Origin of the sequence: Nocardioides cynanchi, assembly GCF_008761635.1 — a bacterium.
In the GTDB taxonomy this organism is placed as follows: Bacteria; Actinomycetota; Actinomycetes; order Propionibacteriales; family Nocardioidaceae; genus Nocardioides; species Nocardioides cynanchi.
This window is the reverse complement of the sequence record NZ_CP044344.1, coordinates 2997689-3015978: the sequence shown is the minus strand read 5'-3', so window position 1 is coordinate 3015978 and position 18290 is coordinate 2997689. Positions and strand designations below refer to the sequence as shown.

Genomic DNA, 18290 nt, shown 5'->3' with positions numbered 1-18290 from the left:
GGGTCTCTCCAGGTGCGTCGGGGGAACGGTGCACGCGACGGTGGCCGCCAGCACCCGGAGACCACCGGGGCGCGGCACACCGTCGAGGACGAGGGTACGGGGCGGACCCTCACGCCACGAAACCCGTCGGGTTTGTGTCCTGATATATCGTTACGATAGGTTCAGCCGATAGAACATCGCGACACATCCACGACGGGATCCCGAGCATGGCACGCAAGGCGGCATCGCTGGAGCTGGCCGTTCTCGGCCTGCTCCACGAGTCCCCCCTGCACGGGTACGAGCTGCGCAAGCGGCTCAACCTCCTGCTCGGCTGGGGACGCCTGCTGTCCTACGGCTCCCTCTACCCGGCGCTGAAGCGACTGCTGCGCGCCGGCTGGATCACCGAGGTGACCGCGGCCTCCCCCGGGGTGTCGCGGCGCCAGCGGATCGTGTACCAGATCACCCCGGCCGGGAAGAAGTTCTTCGGCGAGGAGATCACCGACAGCGGGCCCTCGGCGTGGGAGGACGACAACTTCAACATGAGGTTCGCGTTCTTCTCCCGTACCGACGCCGACGTCCGGCTCGGCATCCTCGAGGGACGCCGGTCCCGGCTGCAGGAGCGCCTCGACCGCGCCCAGCACGCCGCCGGTGGCGACGACCGCTACCTCAGCGAGCTGCGGCGGCACTCCATCGAGTCCGTCGAGCGTGAGGTGCGGTGGCTGACCGACCTGATCAACGCCGAGCGCTCCACGCCCGAGACACCCGCGAAGCCCGTCACACCCGCTACATCTGCTCCATCCCGCACGGCCGCCGACACGGGGCCCGCGGACGACACCACCACCACGAGCGCGGCCACGGTGGCCGACGCCACCACGTGACCTCAGGGTCACACCGCACGGAAGGAAACCCCATGGGTTCGGTTCGAGTAGCAATCGTGGGCGTCGGCAACTGCGCGACGTCCCTGATCCAGGGCGTCGAGTACTACAAGGACGCCGACCCGGCCGGCAACGTGCCCGGCCTGATGCACGTGAAGTTCGGTGACTACCACGTCTCCGACGTCGAGTTCGTGGCGGCGTTCGACGTCGACGCGAAGAAGGTCGGCTTCGACCTCGCCGACGCGACGCAGGCCTCGGAGAACAACACGATCCGGATCTGCGACGTCCCTCCGACCGGTGTCATCGTGCAGCGCGGCCACACCCTCGACGGGCTCGGCAAGTACTACCGCGAGACCATCGAGGAGTCGGACGCCGAGGCCGTCGACGTCGTCCAGGTCCTCAAGGACACGAAGGCCGACGTGCTGGTGTCCTACCTGCCGGTGGGCTCCGAGGACGCCGACAAGTTCTACGCCCAGTGCGCGATCGACGCCAAGGTGGCGTTCGTCAACGCGCTCCCCGTCTTCATCGCCTCCGACCCCGTCTGGGCCAAGAAGTTCGAGGACGCCGGCGTCCCGATCGTGGGCGACGACATCAAGAGCCAGGTCGGCGCGACGATCACCCACCGCGTGATCGCCAAGCTGTTCGAGGACCGCGGCGTCGTGCTGGACCGCACCTACCAGCTCAACGTCGGCGGCAACATGGACTTCAAGAACATGCTCGAGCGTGAGCGCCTGGAGTCGAAGAAGATCTCCAAGACGCAGTCGGTGACCTCGAACCTGACCGGTCCCCTCGGCGGCAAGGGCCACCTCGACCGCAACGTGCACATCGGCCCGTCCGACTACGTCGCGTGGCTCGACGACCGCAAGTGGGCCTACGTCCGCCTCGAGGGCCGCGCGTTCGGCGACGCGCCGCTGAACATGGAGTACAAGCTGGAGGTCTGGGACTCCCCGAACTCCGCCGGCATCATCATCGACGCGCTCCGGGCGGCCAAGATCGCCAAGGACCGCGGCATCGGCGGCCCGATCATCTCGGCGTCGTCCTACCTGATGAAGAGCCCGCCGGTGCAGCTGCCCGACGACGAGGGACGCGCCCGCGTCGAGGCCTTCATCCGCGGCGAGGAGTGACCGTCTCGTCCTGACCGCACGGTCGTACGACGTCCGGGCCCCGGCCCCGCTTCGGCGGGCCGGGGCCCGCGTCGTCCCACGGTCGTCCCCACGTCCGGAGCACCCGGGTCCACGGGACTCATGACAGGTGATGCTGTTCACCCCTAGGGTGCGCCGCATGAGTGACACCAACGAACCACCTCGTCCGGACGGCTACGCGGACGAGCCCGCCCCCTCGGCACCCCCGGCCCCGCCCTCCGCGCCGCCTGCGGCCGACAGTCCGTGGGGCGCACCCGGTGCGGGAGGTGCCGGCGCCTACGGGGGCCCGCCACCCCCGGCCCCGCCGTACGACGGGGACGCCGGCGGCGCCTACAGCCCGACGGAGGCGCTGTCCTACGGCTGGCGCAAGTTCTCGGCCAGCCCGGCGACGCTGCTGATCCCGATGATCGTGGTCTTCGTCGGCATCGTGGTGGTCTCGCTGATCGTCGAGTTCGCGATCATCGGCGCCATGACCGGCACCCACACGTGCACCACCTCGACGTTCGGAGGCCAGGTCTCCGCCCAGTGCGGCCCCGGCTTCTTCACCCAGCTGCTGGCGGCTGGTCTCGCCGGTGCCCTGATCAACCTGGTCGCGCAGCTCCTGCTGGCCGGCCTCTACAAGGGCGCCACGCACGTCACCGACGGCAAGCCGTTCGGCCTGAACCAGATGTTCGAGGGCTGGAACAAGGCCCAGGTGCTCTACGCCTCTCTCTTCATCGCCGTGGGCACCTTCATCGGCACGGTGCTGTGCTACCTGCCGGGCGTGATCTTCTCCTTCCTGACGATGTACACGCTGCTGTTCGTCGTCGACAAGGAGCTGGAGGCGGTCGAGGCGATCAAGGCCAGCGTCCAGCTGGTCACCAAGAACTTCGTGAGCACGCTGCTGTTCTACGTGCTCGCCGCGATCTGCCTGATCGTGGGCGCCCTCCTATGCGGGGTCGGGCTGCTCGTGGCCGGCCCGGTGGTCCTGATCGGGCTCGCCTACACGTTCCGCCGGCTCCAGGGCGACCCGGTCGTGCCCTGACCGGTCAGGAGCGGACGGCGAGGGTCAGTGGCAGCACGCTGGTCGCTCCCGCGGCCCGGAGCGCCCGGGCGGCCAGGGTGAGGGTCCAGCCGGTGGCCACCTGGTCGTCGACGAGCAGCACCGGGCCGGCCGGCACGTCTCCCTCGAGCCGGTAGCGCCGCGAGACCGCTGCCACCCGCTGCGCGGAGTTCATGGCGCCGGCGCCGGGCGCCACCGACCGGTCCACGATCGCGTACGTCGCGACGACCGGGCGCTGGAGGTAACGGGAGAGCCCGTCGGCGAGATCGGCGGTCAGCGCCGGTCGCGTCGCGGACTCCACGACCGCGATGCCGGCCACCTCCGGCCGCCAGTCGGCGAGCACCTCGACGACCGCGCGCGCCAGCGACTCGGGGACCGGGCCGTCGGGATCGGCCCGGCCGAAGAGCTCGCGGAGGGCCTGGCCGTGCCCGAGGTCGGTGAGCCGCGCCACGGCCCGGCCCTCTTCCGCGGACTCTGAGATCCGGCCCTTGAGGTCGAGGCCGAGGTTGGCCAGCGCCGTCGGCCACATCCGGCGCGGCTCGATCACCACGCCCGGCCGGTCGAGCCGGGCCCGCGCCTCGGACAGGGCGGTCTCGGACACGGAGTCGGAGACCGCGAAGCCGCCGCAGTTGTCGCAGCGACCGCACTCGGGCGGACCCTCGCCGACCGCGGGGTCGTCGAGCTGGTCGCGCAGGAAGCGCATCCGGCACCGGTCGGTGTCGAGGTAGTCGAGCATCGCGCGCTGCTCGCGCTCGCGCGCCTCGGTGACCCGGGCGTAGCGATCCGCGTCGTAGGTCCACTCCCGACCGGTCGCCTCCCAGCCCCCACGCACCCGGCGTACCGCGCCGTCGACGTCGAGCACCTTGAGCATCTGCTCGAGCCGGTTGCGGCCCAGCTCGACCCAGGACTCGAGGGCGGCCGTGCTCATCGTGCCGTGCTCGGCCAGCACCGCGAGGGTCTGCCGCACCAGCGACTCGCGAGGGAACGCGAGCGAGGCGAAGTAGGCCCAGATCTCGCGGTCCTCCTGCTGCGGGAGCAGCACGACCGTGGCCTCGTCGGTGCCGCGGCCGGCGCGCCCGACCTGCTGGTAGTAGGCGACCGGCGACTGCGGTGCGCCCATGTTGACCACGAACCCGAGGGTGGCGTCGAAGCCCATGCCCAGCGCGCTGGTCGCGACCAGGGCCTTGACCTGCCCGGTCGCGAGCCGCTGCTCGAGGGCGAGCCGCTCGGTGGGCTCGGTCTGGCCGGAGTAGGCCGCGACGTCGTGGCCGCGCGAGCGGAGGTAGTCGGCGATCTCCTGGGTGGCCGCGACGGTCAGGCAGTAGACGATGCCCGACCCAGGCTGCTCGGCCAGGTGGTCGGCCAGCCAGCCGAGGCGCTGCTCCGGGGTGCGCAGGCGCACCACGGCCAGCCGCAGCGACGCGCGGTCGAGGGAGCCGCGGAGCACCAGCACGTCGGCGCCGAGCTGCTCGGCGACGTCCGCGCTGACCCGGGCGTTGGCGGTGGCCGTGGTCGCCAGCACCGGGATCCCGGCCGGGAGCTCGGCGAGCAGGGTGCGGATGCGGCGGTAGTCGGGCCGGAAGTCGTGGCCCCAGTCGGAGATGCAGTGCGCCTCGTCGACGACCAGCAGCCCGCACGTGGCGGCCAGCCGCGGCAGCACCTCGTCGCGGAAGCCGGGGTTGTTGAGCCGCTCGGGACTGACCAGAAGGACGTCGACCTCCCCGGCCCGGACCGCCGCCTGGATCGGCTCCCACTCCTCGGAGTTGGTGGAGTTGATGGTGACCGCTCGGATGCCGGCCCGCTCGGCGGCCGCGATCTGGTTGCGCATCAGGGCCAGCAACGGCGAGACGATGACGGTCGGCCCCGCCCCCTCGGCCCGGAGCAGGAGGGTCGCGACGAAGTAGACGGCGGACTTGCCCCAACCGGTGCGCTGGACGACCAGCGAGCGCCGGCGCTGCACGGCCAGCGCCTCGATCGCCGCCCACTGGTCGTCGCGCAGGCGCGCGGCCTCGCGGCCGACCAGCGCGCGCAGGTGCCGCTCCGCCTCGGCCCGGACGGCTGCGCGGTCGGTGGTGGCGGTGGTGGGCGTCATCGCGACCTGTCTACCAGTCACGACCGACGGCGGACCGCGGCCCCTCCACAGGTCAGTCGCGAGCGGCCCACCACGCGAGCAGCGCCGCCTTCGCCACGTCGTACGACGCGGGGCCGTCGTCGAGACGGAGCTCGAGCAGGAAGCGGTAGGCCTCGCCGACCTCTCGCCCCGGCGGGATGTCGAGGATCTCCATGATCTGGGTGCCGTCGAGGTCGGGCCGGATCGACGCCATCTCCTCCTGCTCGGACAGCCGGGCGATCCGCTCCTCGAGATCGTCGTAGGTCTGCCGGAGCCGCTCGGCCTTGCGCTGGTTGCGGGTGGTGCAGTCGGCCCGCGTCAGCACGTGCAGCCGGGCCAGCTGGTCGCCCGCGTCGCGGACGTAGCGGCGGACGGCGGAGTCGGTCCACTGCCCCGAGCCGTAGCCGTGGAAGCGCAGGTGCAGCTCGACCAGGCGCGCCACCGCGTCGATGTCGTCGCCGGAGAACTTCAGGGCCTGCATCCGCTTCCGGGTCAGCTTGGCGCCGACCACGTCGTGGTGGTGGAAGGTGACCGTGCCGTCGCCCATGAACCTGCGGGTGCGCGGCTTGCCGATGTCGTGCATCAGCGCCGCGAAGCGGGAGACGAAGTCCGGACCGCCGAGCCGGTCCTCCAGGTCGATCGACTGCTCCAGCACGGTCAGCGTGTGCTCGTAGACGTCCTTGTGGCGGTGGTGCTCGTCCTTCTCCAGGATCAGTGCCGGCAGCTCCGGCAGGACGAGCGCGGCCAGGCCGGTCTCGACCAGCAGGGACAGCCCCAGCCGGGGGTAGGGCGACAGCACGAGCTTGGTCAGCTCGTCGCGGACCCGCTCGGCGGAGATGATCGCGATCCGCTCGGCCATCGAGGTCATCGCCGCGACCACCGCCGGGTCGACGGTGAAACCGAGCTGGGCGGCGAAGCGGGCGGCCCGCATCATCCGGAGCGGGTCGTCGGAGAAGGAGTCCTCGGGCCGGTTGGGCGTGCGCAGCAGGCCGTGCCCGAGGTCGAGGACACCGCCGTACGGGTCGACGAAGTCCCGCGACGGCACCCGCACCGCCATCGCGTTCACCGTGAAGTCGCGCCGCCCGAGGTCGCCCTCGAGCGAGTCGCCGAAGTCCACGGCCGGCTTGCGTGACGTCGGGTCGTAGCTCTCCGAGCGGTACGTCGTGATCTCGATCTGGAACGGCCCCTTGCGGCTGCCGATCGTGCCGAACGCCCGCCCGATGTCCCAGGTGGCGTCGGCCCAGCCCGCGAGCAGCCGCTCGATCTCGTCGGGTCGGGCCGAGGTGGTGAAGTCGAGGTCGTTGTGGCGACGCCCGAGCATCGCGTCGCGCACCGGGCCGCCCACCAGGGCCAGCTCGTGCCCGGCGGTGTCGAACCGGGCGCCGAGGGCGTCGAGGACCGGCGCGAGCCGGTCGAGCTCGGCGGCGACGTCGCGCTGGGCGTCGACGAGCCGGACGGACCCCGGCGGCCGGCGATCTGCCTCGCCGGACACAGGACTGGGCACCCTCCGGAGCCTAACGGGGTACGACGGACCGTGGCCGCCTCGGCCCTGCGCGTGCGTCTGCGGCCGCGGGCCCGCCCACTAGAGTCGGCCCGTGCTCCGCTCGTCGTCGCTGCCGCGCGCCCTGGCAGTGGTGACCGCGGTGCTGGCCGGCTCGCTGGGCGCGACAGTCGTGGCACCAGGACTGGCCGGGCCGCGGCTGGGAGCTGCCGAGTCGGCCGCGGCAGACGCGCCGCGGGACCCCGCCCAGCCGCTGGTGCCGCGGATCCGGTCGATCACGCCCGACTACATCCCCGACCACGGCCCGATCGTCGTCCGCGGCACGCTGACCAACGCCTCGAACGAGGAGTGGACCGCGATCAACGTCGAGGCCTTCATCGGCGCGACCCCGATCACCACCAGCGCCGAGCTGGCGGCGGCCGCCACCACCCCGGTCACCGCGGACGTGGGACACCGGATCACCGCCCCCGGGACGTTCGACACCTTCGAGACCCTGCAACCCGGCCAGACCGTCCGGTTCACGGTGCGGCTGCCCCGCTCGCAGCTCCCGGTCTCGGCTCCCGGCGTCTACTGGTTCGGGGTGCACGCCCTGGGCGCGACCGCGGCCGGCAGCGGCACCGGCGCCGCCGGGCGCGACCGGACCTTCCTGCCGCTGGTGCCGGAGTCGGCCTCCAACGGCGCGATCCCGGTGGACGCGGCCCTCGTCGTACCCGTGCGGGCAGCGGTGACCCGCGGCACCGACGGCTCGATCCTCGACGCCCTCGGCTGGATGGCGAACCTCGACTCGGGAGCGCTCGACCACGCGGCGGACCTCGGGCGCGCTGCCCACGGGCGGCCGCTGACCTGGCTGCTGGACCCCGCCGTCACCGACGCGGTGCGCGCCCTGGCCCGCGGCAACCCGGCCCGGAGCCTGACCTCGGCGAGGGACTCGACCTCCGGCAACCCCTCGGCCGGTGCGTCGCCCAGCGCGGACGCCTCGGCGTCCGGCACCGGGTCGACATCCGCCGGCACCGCGCCGTCGGCGACCGCACAGTCGGCCGCCCGTTGGCTGCGGCGCCTCCACCGGGTGCTGGCGAACGGGACCGGCGAGATCCTCGGCCTCCCCTACGGCGACCTCGAGGTCTCCGCGGCCGCCCGCTACGACCGCCCCTACCTCGACGCCGATCTCCGGCGCACCGGGACCACCCTGGCGCCGTGGAAGTTGCCCATCGCCGGCCCGGTCGTCGCTCCTCCCGGAGGCCGGCTCACCGCCGCAGTCGTGGGTGCTCTGCCGCGGCACACGCGGGTGCTGCTCAGTGACCGCGGCGTCGTCGGACCTGCCCCGGTCGTCAACCGGGTCGACGGCCGACGCGTCGTGCTCGCCTCGACCGGCGCCGCCGAGGGCGGTCCCGGCCCGCTGGACCCGCACAGCCCTCTCGCCCGCCGCCAGCGGATCCTGAGCGAGGCGGCCCTCCACTTCCTGGGCAACGGGGCTCCCCTCGTGGTCGAGCTGCCCACCCGGTGGCGCTCGCGGGTCCCGGGCTCCTTCTTCTCCGGGCTCGACGTCCCCTGGCTCCACCTCACCACCCTGGACGGCGCCGCCACGAGCCCACCCAAGCCGCTGCAAGGCGCGCGGCTGCGCCAACCGGTCACGTCCTCCCCGGGGCTCGGGCCGGAGTTCTTCGCCGGGGTCGAGCTCGTCCTCGGTGACGCCGGCACCCTCCAGTCGATCCTCCCCGGCAACCGGGTGCTCCAGCAGCAGATCTTCGACGAGACGACCGGCAACACGTCGTACGCCGCCGCCGCCGACCCGTTCGGCGCCACCGCTCGCGTGCGCTCCACCACCGCCTGGGTCCGGGCCGGTCTGGACGGCATCACCCTGGCCGCACCGCCCTCGGTGACGCTGACCAGCACGTCGGGCAAGTTCTCGGTGCTGGTCAGCAACGACCTCGACGTGCCCGTGACCGTGCGGGTGCGGCCGGTGGCGGACTCCCACCTGAAGATCAGCGGGGGCGAGACCGTCCAGCTGCCCCCGCACGGACGCCAGTCGGTCCTGCTCGACGCGACCACCCACGTGCTCGGCGTGCACACGGTGACCCTCGAGGTGACCAACAAGGCCGGCACCCCCCTCGGCTCCCAGGACGCCTTCCCGATGCGGGCCGAGCAGGTCAGCCAGCTGATCTGGGTGATCATCGGGGCCGGCCTGGCCCTGCTGTTCGGGGCGATCGTGGTCCGGCTCGTCCGCCGGGTGCGCCGGAGCCGCGCATGAGCGAGGGCTCCGGGGCCGACCAGGAGGAGAGCCGGGGGATCCTGGCCTCCTCGGCGGTGATGGCGACCGGCACCGTGGTGTCGCGGGTCAGCGGCTACGCCCGCAACCTGCTGCTCGCCGCCGCGATCGGCAACGAGCTCCACGCCGACCTGTTCAACATCGGCAACACCATCCCGAACATGCTCTACATCCTGCTCGCGGGCGGTGTCTTCAACGCGGTGCTGGTCCCCCAGCTGGTGCGGGCACAGAAGTCCGACCGCGACGGCGGTGCTGCCTACACCGACCGTGTGATCACCCTGGCCATGCTCTTCCTCGGTGCGGTCACCGTGCTGCTGGTGATCGCGGCACCGCTGGTGATGCGGCTGTTCCTCAACCACTCCTACGACTGCCCCGGCCTCGCCGAGCAGCGGGCGTCCGCCATCGCCTTCGCCCGCTACTGCCTGCCGCAGGTGTTCTTCTACGGGATGTTCGTGCTGCTCGGACAGGTGCTCAACGCCCGCGGCCGGTTCGGACCGATGATGTGGGCGCCGATCGCCAACAACGTGATCTCGGTGCTCGTCCTGGTGATCTACCTGGTGTGGTTCGGCCCGCTCGCCCTGAACGCCAGCGGGTCGGCGTACACGAGCAGGCAGGAGCTCCTGCTCGGTGGGGGCGCGACCCTAGGGATCGTCGTCCAGGTGCTGATCCTCGTGCCCTACCTGCGCCGGGCCGGGGTGCGCTACCGGCCCCGCTACGACTTCCGGCACACCGGCCTGGGCCACACCCTGCGCCTGGGCATCTGGACCGTGCTCTTCGTCGTGGTCAACCAGGTCGCCTTCACCGTGGTGGTCCGCCTCGCCTCCGGAGGTACGGCGTCCGGTGGCTGCGGTCACGTGGGTGCGGCGCCCGACTCCACGGGGTTCACCGTCTACTCCAGCGCCTACCTGTTCGTCAGCGTGCCGCACGCGATCATCACCGTCTCGCTGGCGACCGCGATCCTGCCGCGGCTGTCCGCCAAGGCCGCCGAGGGAGACCTGAGGGGCCTGGCGACCACCCTCGCCGACACCCTGCGCACCGCCCTGGCCGTGGCGATCCCCTTCGCCCTCCTCCTGCCGGTGCTGTCCTACGACATCGCCAAGGTGCTGTTCGGCTACGGCGCGACCTCGTCCACCTTCGACCACTTCGTGCAGTCGATGATCCTGTTCGGGCCCGGCACGGTGCTGTTCACCGTGCACTACCTGATGCTGCGCGGCTTCTACGCGCTGGAACGGACCCGCACGGTCTTCTACATCCAGTGCGCGATCGCCGCCACGAACATCGCGGTGGCGGTGGTCCTGGTGCAGCGGGCGAGCGCGGAGCAGACCTCGCCGGCACTCGTCCTGGCCTACGCCGCGTCGTACCTCGTGGGGTCGGTGGTCTCCTACCTGATGCTGGGCACCGTGCTCGGCGGGCTGCACAGCAAGGAGCTGGTCCGGTTCCTGGTCCGGCTGCTGATCGCCGCCCTGGTCTCGACCGCGGCGGCCTGGGGCCTGGGCTCGGTCCTGCCCGGCGCGGAGCGGACCGCCTCCCACCTGGTCGCCGGGATGCGGGTGCTCGTGCTGAGCGGGGTCGACGGCGCGGTCTTCCTGGCGATGGCGCGGGCGATGCGCCTGACCGAGGTGACCCAGGTGATCGACGTGATCGTCCGCCGACGCCGGGGCACGCCCGCCTCCTAGGATTGGGCGGGCCGCCCGAAACGGAGGCGACCGGAAGGGGGCAGGTGCCCGAGCACACCCGGCCCGGCGACGTGCTCGCCGACCGGTACCGACTGACCGACCTGCTCTCCGAGAGCCAGGGCGGCCGGTTCTGGCGCGCCTTCGACGGGGTGCTCCACCGCGACGTCGCCGTGCACATCATCTCGCTCTCGGACGAGCGCGCCCCGCTCCTGCGCGAAGCGGCCCGTCGCTCGGCGACCATCCTGGACCGCCGGATGCTGCGGGTGCTCGACATCGACGAGGCCGACGACCGGCTCTTCGTGGTCAACGAGTGGGGGTCCGGCACCAGCCTCGACATCCTGCTCACCCACCGGGACCCTCTCTCGCCGACCGTCGCGGCGTGGATCGTCGCCGAGGTCGGGGACACCCTGGCGCTGGCCCACGACGCGGGCGTCGCGCACGGCCGGCTGGTGCCGGAGAACGTCCTGATCGACCACGACGGCGCGGTGCGGCTGATCGGCTTCGCCGTCGATGCCGCCCTGCACGGACACCCGGCCAGCCGGGTCGCCGCCGACGAGGTGGACCTCGTGGGCCTGCTGTACGCCGGCCTAACCGGCAAGTGGGCCGGGATCTCCCGCTCGCTGATGCCTCCGGCTCCCTCCGAGCACGGTCGGGTGCTGCGGCCGCGCCAGGTCCGGGCCGGGATCCCGCGGCCCCTGGACGCCCTCTGCGACCAGGTGCTCAACCATCGCGAGGTGGCCGACGTCCCGGCTGCTCGGGTCGCGGACTCGCTGCGCGAGTTCCTCGGTACGTCGGCCGGCGCGGCCGAGGCCTGGCTCGGCCGGATCGAGCACCAGCAGCCCGGTCAGGCGCCGGTCGTCCTCCCGCCGCTGCCCGACCCCCCGGCGGAACCGGCACCAGAGACCCCGGAAGCCCCTCCAGCCTCGCAAGTCCCCGGAGCCGGAGGTCCCGAGTCCGACGTGGCCGGGCAGCCGCGCGCCGAGGAGGGTCTGCCGACGCAGGCCGGGCTGCCGATCTTCCACGACGAGACCGACGACGTGACCTGGCTCCAGCACCGCAGCGAGCCGGCCCCGCCGCCCCCGCCGTTCGAGCCGCCGCCGGCCCGGCCGCTGTTCGCCCCCGACCCGGCCGACGGCGCGCCCGCACGCCGGCCACGCGTCGTACCACCTCCGGCCGAGAGGGGCGCGAGCGGCTTCTGGCCGTGGGAGTCCGAGCCCCACACCGGGGCCGGCAGCAGCACCGGCAGCGGCGTCTTCGCGCCGGTCCCGGGTGAGGACGACGAGCCGCGCCGACCGGGGTCCAGCTGGCTCCGGCTGGCCGGGATCATCGCCGCGTGCCTGCTCCTGCTGATCGGCTGCGTGATCGCCTTCAACCTCGGCCGCGGGCGCACGGCGCTCGGCACCAACCCTTCCGACCCGGCCACGAGCCGCTCCCCCGAGCCGTCGTCCAGCGGCCCGAGCACCGGTGTCCTCACCGGGGTCAGCGCGACCGACTTCGACCCCCAGGGCAGCCCCCCGGAGGAGAACCCCGCCTCGGCGCCCAACGTCGTCGACGGCAACCCGGCGACGACGTGGCAGACCCTGCGCTACAACGAGAACTTCGGCCCCGGCGGGCTCAAGACCGGTGTCGGCCTGGTGCTCGACCTCGGGGCGACCCACGGTGTCAGCGAGGTCGACCTGACCACGGTCGGCTCGCCGACGCGGGTGCAGGTGTACGTCGCCTCCCGCCGCCCCACGGACCTCCAGGGGCTCCAGGTGGCCGGCCAGACCACCGTCACCGGCACCCGGGGCGCGGTCCGGCTCGAGCCGGCCGCACGCGGCCGCTACGTCGTGATCTGGCTGACCTCCCTGCCCGCGGTGCCCGGTGGCTTCCGCGGCGAGATCGCCGAGGCCGTGGTCAAGGGTGACTGAGCCGGCCGCTCTCGAACCCACCGATGCCGACCTCCTGGCCGCGCACGTGGCCGGCGACCCCGACGCGTTCGCCAGGCTGTTCACCCGCCATCGCGACCGGCTCTGGGCGGTAGCGCTGCGCACCATGGGCAACCCCCACGATGCGGCCGACGGCCTGCAGGACGGCCTGATCGCGGCGTACCGCCGGGCCGACAGCTTCCGCGGCGACGCAGCGGTCACCACGTGGCTGCACCGGGTCGTGGTCAACGCCTGCCTGGACCGGCTTCGCGCGGCGAAGGTACGACGCGCCGACGCCCTGCCCGACGACCTCGACGACCACGCGGGGCGGGGCTCGTCGTACACCTCGACCAGCCCGGTCGACGACCCGGAGCAGGCGGCGCTCGCCGACGACCGGCGGCGTGCGGTGCTCGAGGCGCTGGCCACGCTGCCGCCCGAGCAGCGGGCGGCCCTGGTGCTGGTGGACATGGAGGGCTATCCCGTCGCGGAGGTCGCCCGGATGCTCGAGTGCGCCGAGGGCACCGTGAAGTCGCGGTGCTCGCGGGGCCGCGACCGGCTGGCCGGTCTGCTCCGCGACCGCCTGGGCGAGGCCCGTGACGGGCCTCACCCGGAACCACCCGGGGGTCCGCCCCGTCCCATCCCTGCCACCACCACCCGTCCCGACCCCGAAGGAGGTGCACCGTGAGCGACGACAGCGCCGACGCCGAGCGTCCCGAGCACGTCGCGGTACGCCGCCTCCTGGCCGAGGCCCGGCACGAGGAGCCGATCCCGGACGACGTGGCGGCCCGGATGGACCGCGTCCTGAGCGGCCTCTCGGCCGAGCGGAGCGAGGCAACCCGGGGAGCCGAGGTCGTCCCCTTGGCACTGCACCGACGCCGGCGCGCCACGGCGATGCTCGTCGCGGCCGCCGCGATCGTGGTCGGTGGCGTCACGCTGGTCCAGCACCTGCCGGGTGACTCGGGGACCCGGTCCACGGCCGGCGGCACCACCGCACGCGACAGCGTGGCCGGTGACTCCACCGGGCTGCCGAGTGCGTCCGGCGGCGCACCTCAGGTCTCCCCGGGCCCCGAGACGCAGTCGTCGGCGCCGCTGAAGGCGGTGGCGGGCCGGGTGCTCGTGCGACCCGGGCACTTCCCCGCCGACGCCCTGTCCGCCCGAGCCGTCGCGACCCAGGGATCGGGGCGCCAGTACGACGCGCTCGAGGGGGTGGCGCGCCGGTGCGCACCCCAGGTCCCCGACGCCGTGGTGCTCCGGGCGACGTACGAGAAGGCACCCGCGGCGCTGGTCTACCACGCCCCGGCCGGCAGCACCCAGGTCGTGGACCTCTACGTCTGCGGCTCGTCCCGGCCGGTGCGCTCGGTCACGCTGCCGTCACCCTGAGCCGGGGCCGGCAACCCGGGAATCCCGCTCCCCTACGATCTGTTGTACGAACGGTCGAGGAGCCGCGCCGGTGGCCCGTCCAGCAGTCCCGATCCGGCACTCAGGAGCAGGAGTCATGTCCCAGGCAACGACGCAGTCCCCGCAGTCCGCTTCCGGCGACGTCCGCAACGTGATCATCGTCGGCTCGGGTCCGGCGGGATACACCGCTGCGGTGTACGCCGCCCGCGCCTCCCTTCGGCCCCTCGTCTTCGAGGGCTCGGTGACGGCCGGCGGTGCGTTGATGAACACCACCGAGGTGGAGAACTTCCCCGGCTTCCGCGACGGCATCATGGGCCCGGCCCTCATGGACGAGATGCGGGCCCAGGCCGAGCGCTTCGGCGCCGAGCTGGTCTCCGACGACGTCGTCTCGGTCGACCTGACCGGAGACGTCAAGACGGTCAGCACCGCCACCGACACCTACTCCGCCCGCTCGGTGATCCTGGCTACCGGATCCGGCTACCGCGAGCTGGGCCTGCCCAACGAGAAGGAGCTCTCCGGTCGCGGCGTCTCGTGGTGCGCGACCTGCGACGGCTTCTTCTTCCGGGAGCAGCACATCGCAGTGGTCGGCGGTGGCGACTCGGCGATCGAGGAGGCGACCTTCCTGACCCGCTTCGGCAGCAAGGTCTCCCTGATCCACCGCCGTGGCGAGCTGCGCGCGTCCAAGATCATGCAGGAGCGGGCCTTCGCCGACCCCAAGCTCGAGATCGTGTGGAACTCCGAGGTCGCCGCGATCAACGGCACCGAGCGCCTCGAGTCGCTGACCCTGCGCAACACCGTCGACGGCACCGAGAGCGAGCTGCCCGCCACCGGTCTGTTCATCGCGATCGGCCACGACCCGCGCTCGGAGCTGGTCAAGGGGCAGGTCGAGCTCGACGACGAGGGCTACGCGCTGGTCGCCCACCCGTCGACCGCCACCAACCTGCCGGGCGTCTTCGCCTGCGGCGACCTGGTCGACCACCACTACCGCCAGGCGATCACCGCCGCCGGCACCGGCTGTGCCGCCGCCCTCGACGCCGAGCGCTACGTCGCCGAGCTCGACCACAGTGCGGCCACCTCGGGCGAGGCCCAGCGGGCCGTGGCCGGGTCAGCCGCCGACGAGCACGTCACGACCGCCGGTCTCTGAGCGTTCACGCCGGCTCCGGTGCCGGCGCCACGTGCGCGCCGTCCCCGGACGCGGAACAAGTGTCGGCATCATGGTGTTCACTCCAGTGACAGCGCTGGTGCCCCAGACGCGCGACTCAGACGCCCGGCCCCCGAGGCCGGGTGCCAACAGGAAGGAACCCCCGTGGCGAACCTCGCTGCCGTCACCGATGCCGACTTCGACTCGCAGGTGCTCAAGTCCGACAAGCCGGTCCTGGTCGACTTCTGGGCCGAGTGGTGCGGGCCGTGCCGCCAGGTGGCCCCGATCCTCGACGAGCTGGCCGCCGAGCACGGCGACAAGATCACCTTCCTGAAGATGAACGTCGACGAGAACCCCGTCGTCCCCTCGTCCTACCGCGTCAACGGCATCCCGACCATCAACGTCTACCACGGTGGCGAGGTCGTGAAGTCGATCGTCGGTGCCCGACCCAAGGCGGCGCTGCTCAAGGAGCTCGACGAGTTCATCACCGCCTGATCAGTCGCTCGACCGGGTCGCCCTCGGGTGGTCCGCGCGCGGCTTCGGTGCCGGCCGGACCGCTCCGAGAAGCCTCTCCAGCGCCGACTCCACCTCGTCGCGCCACGACAGCGCGCTGCGCAGATCCATCCGCATGCGCGGCGTCGTGGCGTGCGCGCGTTGGGTCCGGAAACCGACGCTGGTCAAGAAGTCCACGGGCGTGACGCATCGTCCGCCTCCGGCCAGGCCGGGCCCACGGGTGTCGCCGAACGCCTCCACCGCATGGATGTCCCCGCGCTCGATCAGGTCGCGGGCCATCCCCTGGACCAGCATCCGGGCGAGGCCGCCGCCGCGGGCCGCCGGATCGACGTACACCGCCGACAGCAGGACGGCGTCGGCCGCGACCGGCGCCGTCGGGAAGCCGTTCGCCCCCGGGAAGAACGCGGGGGGACCGTAGAGCACGTAGCCGACCGGGCGGTCGTCCTGCAGGGCCACCCGCCCGCACGAGCCCCACTCCCGCAGCACCGTCGAGACCCAGGTCTGCTTCTCGTCGGCGGGGTCCTCGACCCGGGCCCGGCTGACCGGGTCGAGCTCCCAGAAGACGCAGGTGCGGCACGGCGCCTCGAGCTCGGCGAGGTGGTCCAGCGTCATCCGGACGACCTTGCGTGACATGGAGACCTCCGCCGGTGCGGGAGACGAGGGGCGTCGCCCGCTACGGACACCATCGTAGGCACGTCCACGATGTTGAGAGGATGACTGCGTGCGCCCCATCCGACAGAGCCGCAAGCTCCAGCACGTGCGGTACGACGTCCGCGGGCCGATCCTGGTCGAGGCCCAGCGGCTGGAGGCCGAGGGTCACCGCATCCTGAAGCTGAACATCGGCAACCCCGCGCCGTTCGGCTTCGAGGCTCCCGAGGCGATCCTCGCCGACATGATCCACCACCTGCCGGAGGCCCAGGGGTACAGCGAGTCCCAGGGCATCTACCCCGCCCGCACCGCGGTCGCGCACTACTACCAGGAGCGCGGCCTGCGCGACGTCCACGTCGACGACGTCTTCATCGGCAACGGCGTCTCCGAGCTGATCTCGATGGTCCTCCAGGCTTTCGTCGACGACGGCAACGAGATCCTGGTGCCCGCCCCCGACTACCCGCTGTGGACCGCGGCCGTCACCCTCTCCGGGGGTACCCCCGTGCACTACCGCTGCGACGAGGGCAACGGCTGGGACCCCGACCTGGCCGACATCGAGGCCCGGATCACCGAGAACACCCACGCCCTGGTGCTGATCAACCCCAACAACCCCACCGGGGCCGTCTACAGCGAGCAGACGGTGCGCGGGCTGGTCGACATCGCCCGTCGCCACGACCTCGTCCTGATGGCCGACGAGATCTACGAGAAGATCCTCTACGGCGACGCGGTCCACCACCACGCCGCGACGTACGCCGGCGACGACGTGCTCTGCCTGACCTTCAGCGGGCTGTCCAAGGCCTACCGGGTCTGCGGCTTCCGGGCCGGCTGGGTGATGATCTCCGGCCCGAAGGAGCTGGCCACCGACTTCCTCGAGGGCCTGACCCTGATCGCGAACATGCGGATGTGCGCCAACGTGCCCGCCCAGCACGCGATCCAGACCGCCCTGGGCGGCTACCAGTCGATCGAGGAGCTGGTCGCGCCCGGCGGCCGGTTCCACGAGCAGACGATGCTGGCCGACCGCCTGCTGAACTGCATCCCCGGCGTCTCGTCGGTCACGCCGCGCGGCGCGCTGTACTGCTTCCCGCGCCTGGACCCCGCGGTCTACGCCATCGAGGACGACGAGGCCTTCGTGATCGACCTGCTCCGCGCCAAGCGGATCCTGGTGACCCACGGCACCGGCTTCAACTGGTTCGAGCCGGACCACTTCCGCCTGGTCACGCTGCCCGACGTCGCGGTCCTCGAGGAGGCGATCGGCCGGATCGCCGAGTTCCTGACCACCCGGCGCTGAACGCCGTACCGCGGCGGGCCTAGGCTGCCCGCATGCCCGAGGTGGTCTACACCAATGTCATCCGCACCGCGAAGCTCGCGATGCGGGCCCTCGGGCAGCCGATCGAGATCACCGGCCTGGAGCACCTGCCCCGGACCGGGCCGGCGATGCTGGCGCTCAACCACATCGGCTACGTCGACTTCATCTACGGCGGCTTCGCGCCCGACCGGATCGGCCGGCGGGTGCGGTTCATGGCCAAGCGCGAGCTCTTCGAGCACAAGGTCAGCGGCCCGATCATGCGGGCCTGCCGTCACATCCCGGTCGACCGGGCCGACGGCGAGGGTTCGCTGGCCGAGGCGCTGCGGCACCTCTCGGAGGGCGAGCTGGTCGGGATCTTCCCGGAGGCCACGATCTCGAGGTCGATGGAGATCAAGGAGCTCAAGACCGGCGCGGCCCGGATCGCCCAGCGCGCCGGCGCTCCCTTGATCCCGATGGTCCTGTGGGGCACCCAGCGGCTGATGACCAAGGACCACGACAAGGACTTCTCGCGGGGCACCGCGATCACGATCCGGATCGGCCCGCCGATCCCGGTCACCGGGGCCGACCCGATCGCTGAGACCCGCGCCCTGCGTGAGGCGCTGCAGGGCCTGCTGGCCGAGTCGATCGCCGCCTACCCGCAGCACGAGCCGGGCGCCTGGTGGCTGCCCGCGTCGTACGGCGGTTCGGCGCCCACTCCGGAGCGCGCGGCCGAGCTGGACGCGGCCGAGAAGCGCGAGCGGGCCGCCAAGCGGGCCGCCGCCCGCGCTCAGCGCCACCACTGACCAC

Annotated in this window: 15 protein-coding genes; 12 read left to right on the top strand and 3 right to left on the bottom strand. The window is 72.6% G+C overall.

Features of this window, described 5'->3' with window-relative positions:
* Window positions 1-206: 206 nt before the first annotated feature.
* From E3N83_RS14505 to E3N83_RS14495, 3 genes are all read left to right on the top strand, one after another.
* Window positions 207-857, top strand: coding sequence for a PadR family transcriptional regulator (locus E3N83_RS14505; protein ID WP_151083900.1), 651 nt, complete (start codon window positions 207-209; stop codon window positions 855-857).
* A 32-nt stretch (window positions 858-889) separates the two neighbouring features.
* Window positions 890-1978: an inositol-3-phosphate synthase gene (locus E3N83_RS14500; protein WP_151083899.1), complete on the top strand. Its 1089-nt coding sequence runs from the start codon at window positions 890-892 to the stop codon at window positions 1976-1978.
* A 157-nt stretch (window positions 1979-2135) separates the two neighbouring features.
* The gene (locus tag E3N83_RS14495; RefSeq protein WP_151083898.1) at window positions 2136-3020 is read left to right on the top strand and encodes a DUF2189 domain-containing protein; all 885 of its coding nucleotides are present in this window, start codon (window positions 2136-2138) and stop codon (window positions 3018-3020) included.
* A gap of 4 nt (window positions 3021-3024) precedes the next feature.
* Here E3N83_RS14495 and E3N83_RS14490 read toward each other — a convergent pair whose 3' ends face one another.
* Window positions 3025-5130, bottom strand: a complete 2106-nt coding sequence (locus E3N83_RS14490; RefSeq protein WP_151083897.1) for a RecQ family ATP-dependent DNA helicase — start codon at window positions 5128-5130, stop codon at window positions 3025-3027.
* 52 nt (window positions 5131-5182) lie between these two features.
* Entirely contained in the window at window positions 5183-6652 is a 1470-nt protein-coding gene (locus E3N83_RS14485; RefSeq protein ID WP_202879230.1) for a CCA tRNA nucleotidyltransferase, read from the bottom strand.
* 91 nt (window positions 6653-6743) lie between these two features.
* Between E3N83_RS14485 and E3N83_RS14480 the strand changes: the two genes are divergently transcribed.
* From E3N83_RS14480 to trxA, 7 genes are all read left to right on the top strand, one after another.
* Entirely contained in the window at window positions 6744-8897 is a 2154-nt protein-coding gene (locus tag E3N83_RS14480) for a DUF6049 family protein (protein WP_151083896.1), read from the top strand.
* Complete coding sequence (gene murJ, locus E3N83_RS14475; protein ID WP_151083895.1) at window positions 8894-10591, top strand: murein biosynthesis integral membrane protein MurJ; 1698 nt, start codon at window positions 8894-8896, stop codon at window positions 10589-10591. The genes E3N83_RS14480 and murJ overlap by 4 nt, the downstream gene beginning before the upstream one ends.
* A 44-nt stretch (window positions 10592-10635) precedes the next feature.
* Window positions 10636-12501: a protein kinase family protein gene (locus E3N83_RS14470; protein ID WP_151083894.1), complete on the top strand. Its 1866-nt coding sequence runs from the start codon at window positions 10636-10638 to the stop codon at window positions 12499-12501.
* Complete coding sequence (gene sigM, locus E3N83_RS14465) at window positions 12494-13183, top strand: RNA polymerase sigma factor SigM (RefSeq protein WP_202879229.1); 690 nt, start codon at window positions 12494-12496, stop codon at window positions 13181-13183. Before E3N83_RS14470 ends, sigM begins: the two co-directional genes overlap by 8 nt.
* On the top strand, window positions 13180-13878 hold the full coding sequence (locus E3N83_RS14460; RefSeq protein WP_151083892.1) for a hypothetical protein: 699 nt from the start codon (window positions 13180-13182) through the stop codon (window positions 13876-13878). Before sigM ends, E3N83_RS14460 begins: the two co-directional genes overlap by 4 nt.
* Window positions 13879-13993: 115 nt before the next feature.
* A complete protein-coding gene (gene trxB / locus E3N83_RS14455; RefSeq protein WP_151083891.1) occupies window positions 13994-15040 on the top strand; it encodes a thioredoxin-disulfide reductase in 1047 nt (348 codons plus the stop codon).
* Between the two features lie 162 nt (window positions 15041-15202).
* Complete coding sequence (gene trxA / locus E3N83_RS14450) at window positions 15203-15532, top strand: thioredoxin (RefSeq protein ID WP_151083890.1); 330 nt, start codon at window positions 15203-15205, stop codon at window positions 15530-15532.
* Here trxA and E3N83_RS14445 read toward each other — a convergent pair whose 3' ends face one another.
* Window positions 15533-16183 carry a GNAT family N-acetyltransferase gene (locus E3N83_RS14445; RefSeq protein WP_151083889.1) on the bottom strand — a complete coding sequence of 217 codons (651 nt, stop codon included), beginning with the start codon at window positions 16181-16183 and terminating at the stop codon, window positions 15533-15535. It lies immediately after the preceding gene.
* Between the two features lie 88 nt (window positions 16184-16271).
* On the opposite strand from E3N83_RS14445, the gene E3N83_RS14440 reads away from it, so the two are divergent.
* Entirely contained in the window at window positions 16272-17486 is a 1215-nt protein-coding gene (locus E3N83_RS14440) for a pyridoxal phosphate-dependent aminotransferase (RefSeq protein ID WP_151083888.1), read from the top strand.
* 32 nt (window positions 17487-17518) lie between these two features.
* Window positions 17519-18286 carry a lysophospholipid acyltransferase family protein gene (locus E3N83_RS14435; protein ID WP_151083887.1) on the top strand — a complete coding sequence of 256 codons (768 nt, stop codon included), beginning with the start codon at window positions 17519-17521 and terminating at the stop codon, window positions 18284-18286.
* Window positions 18287-18290 lie beyond the last annotated feature (4 nt).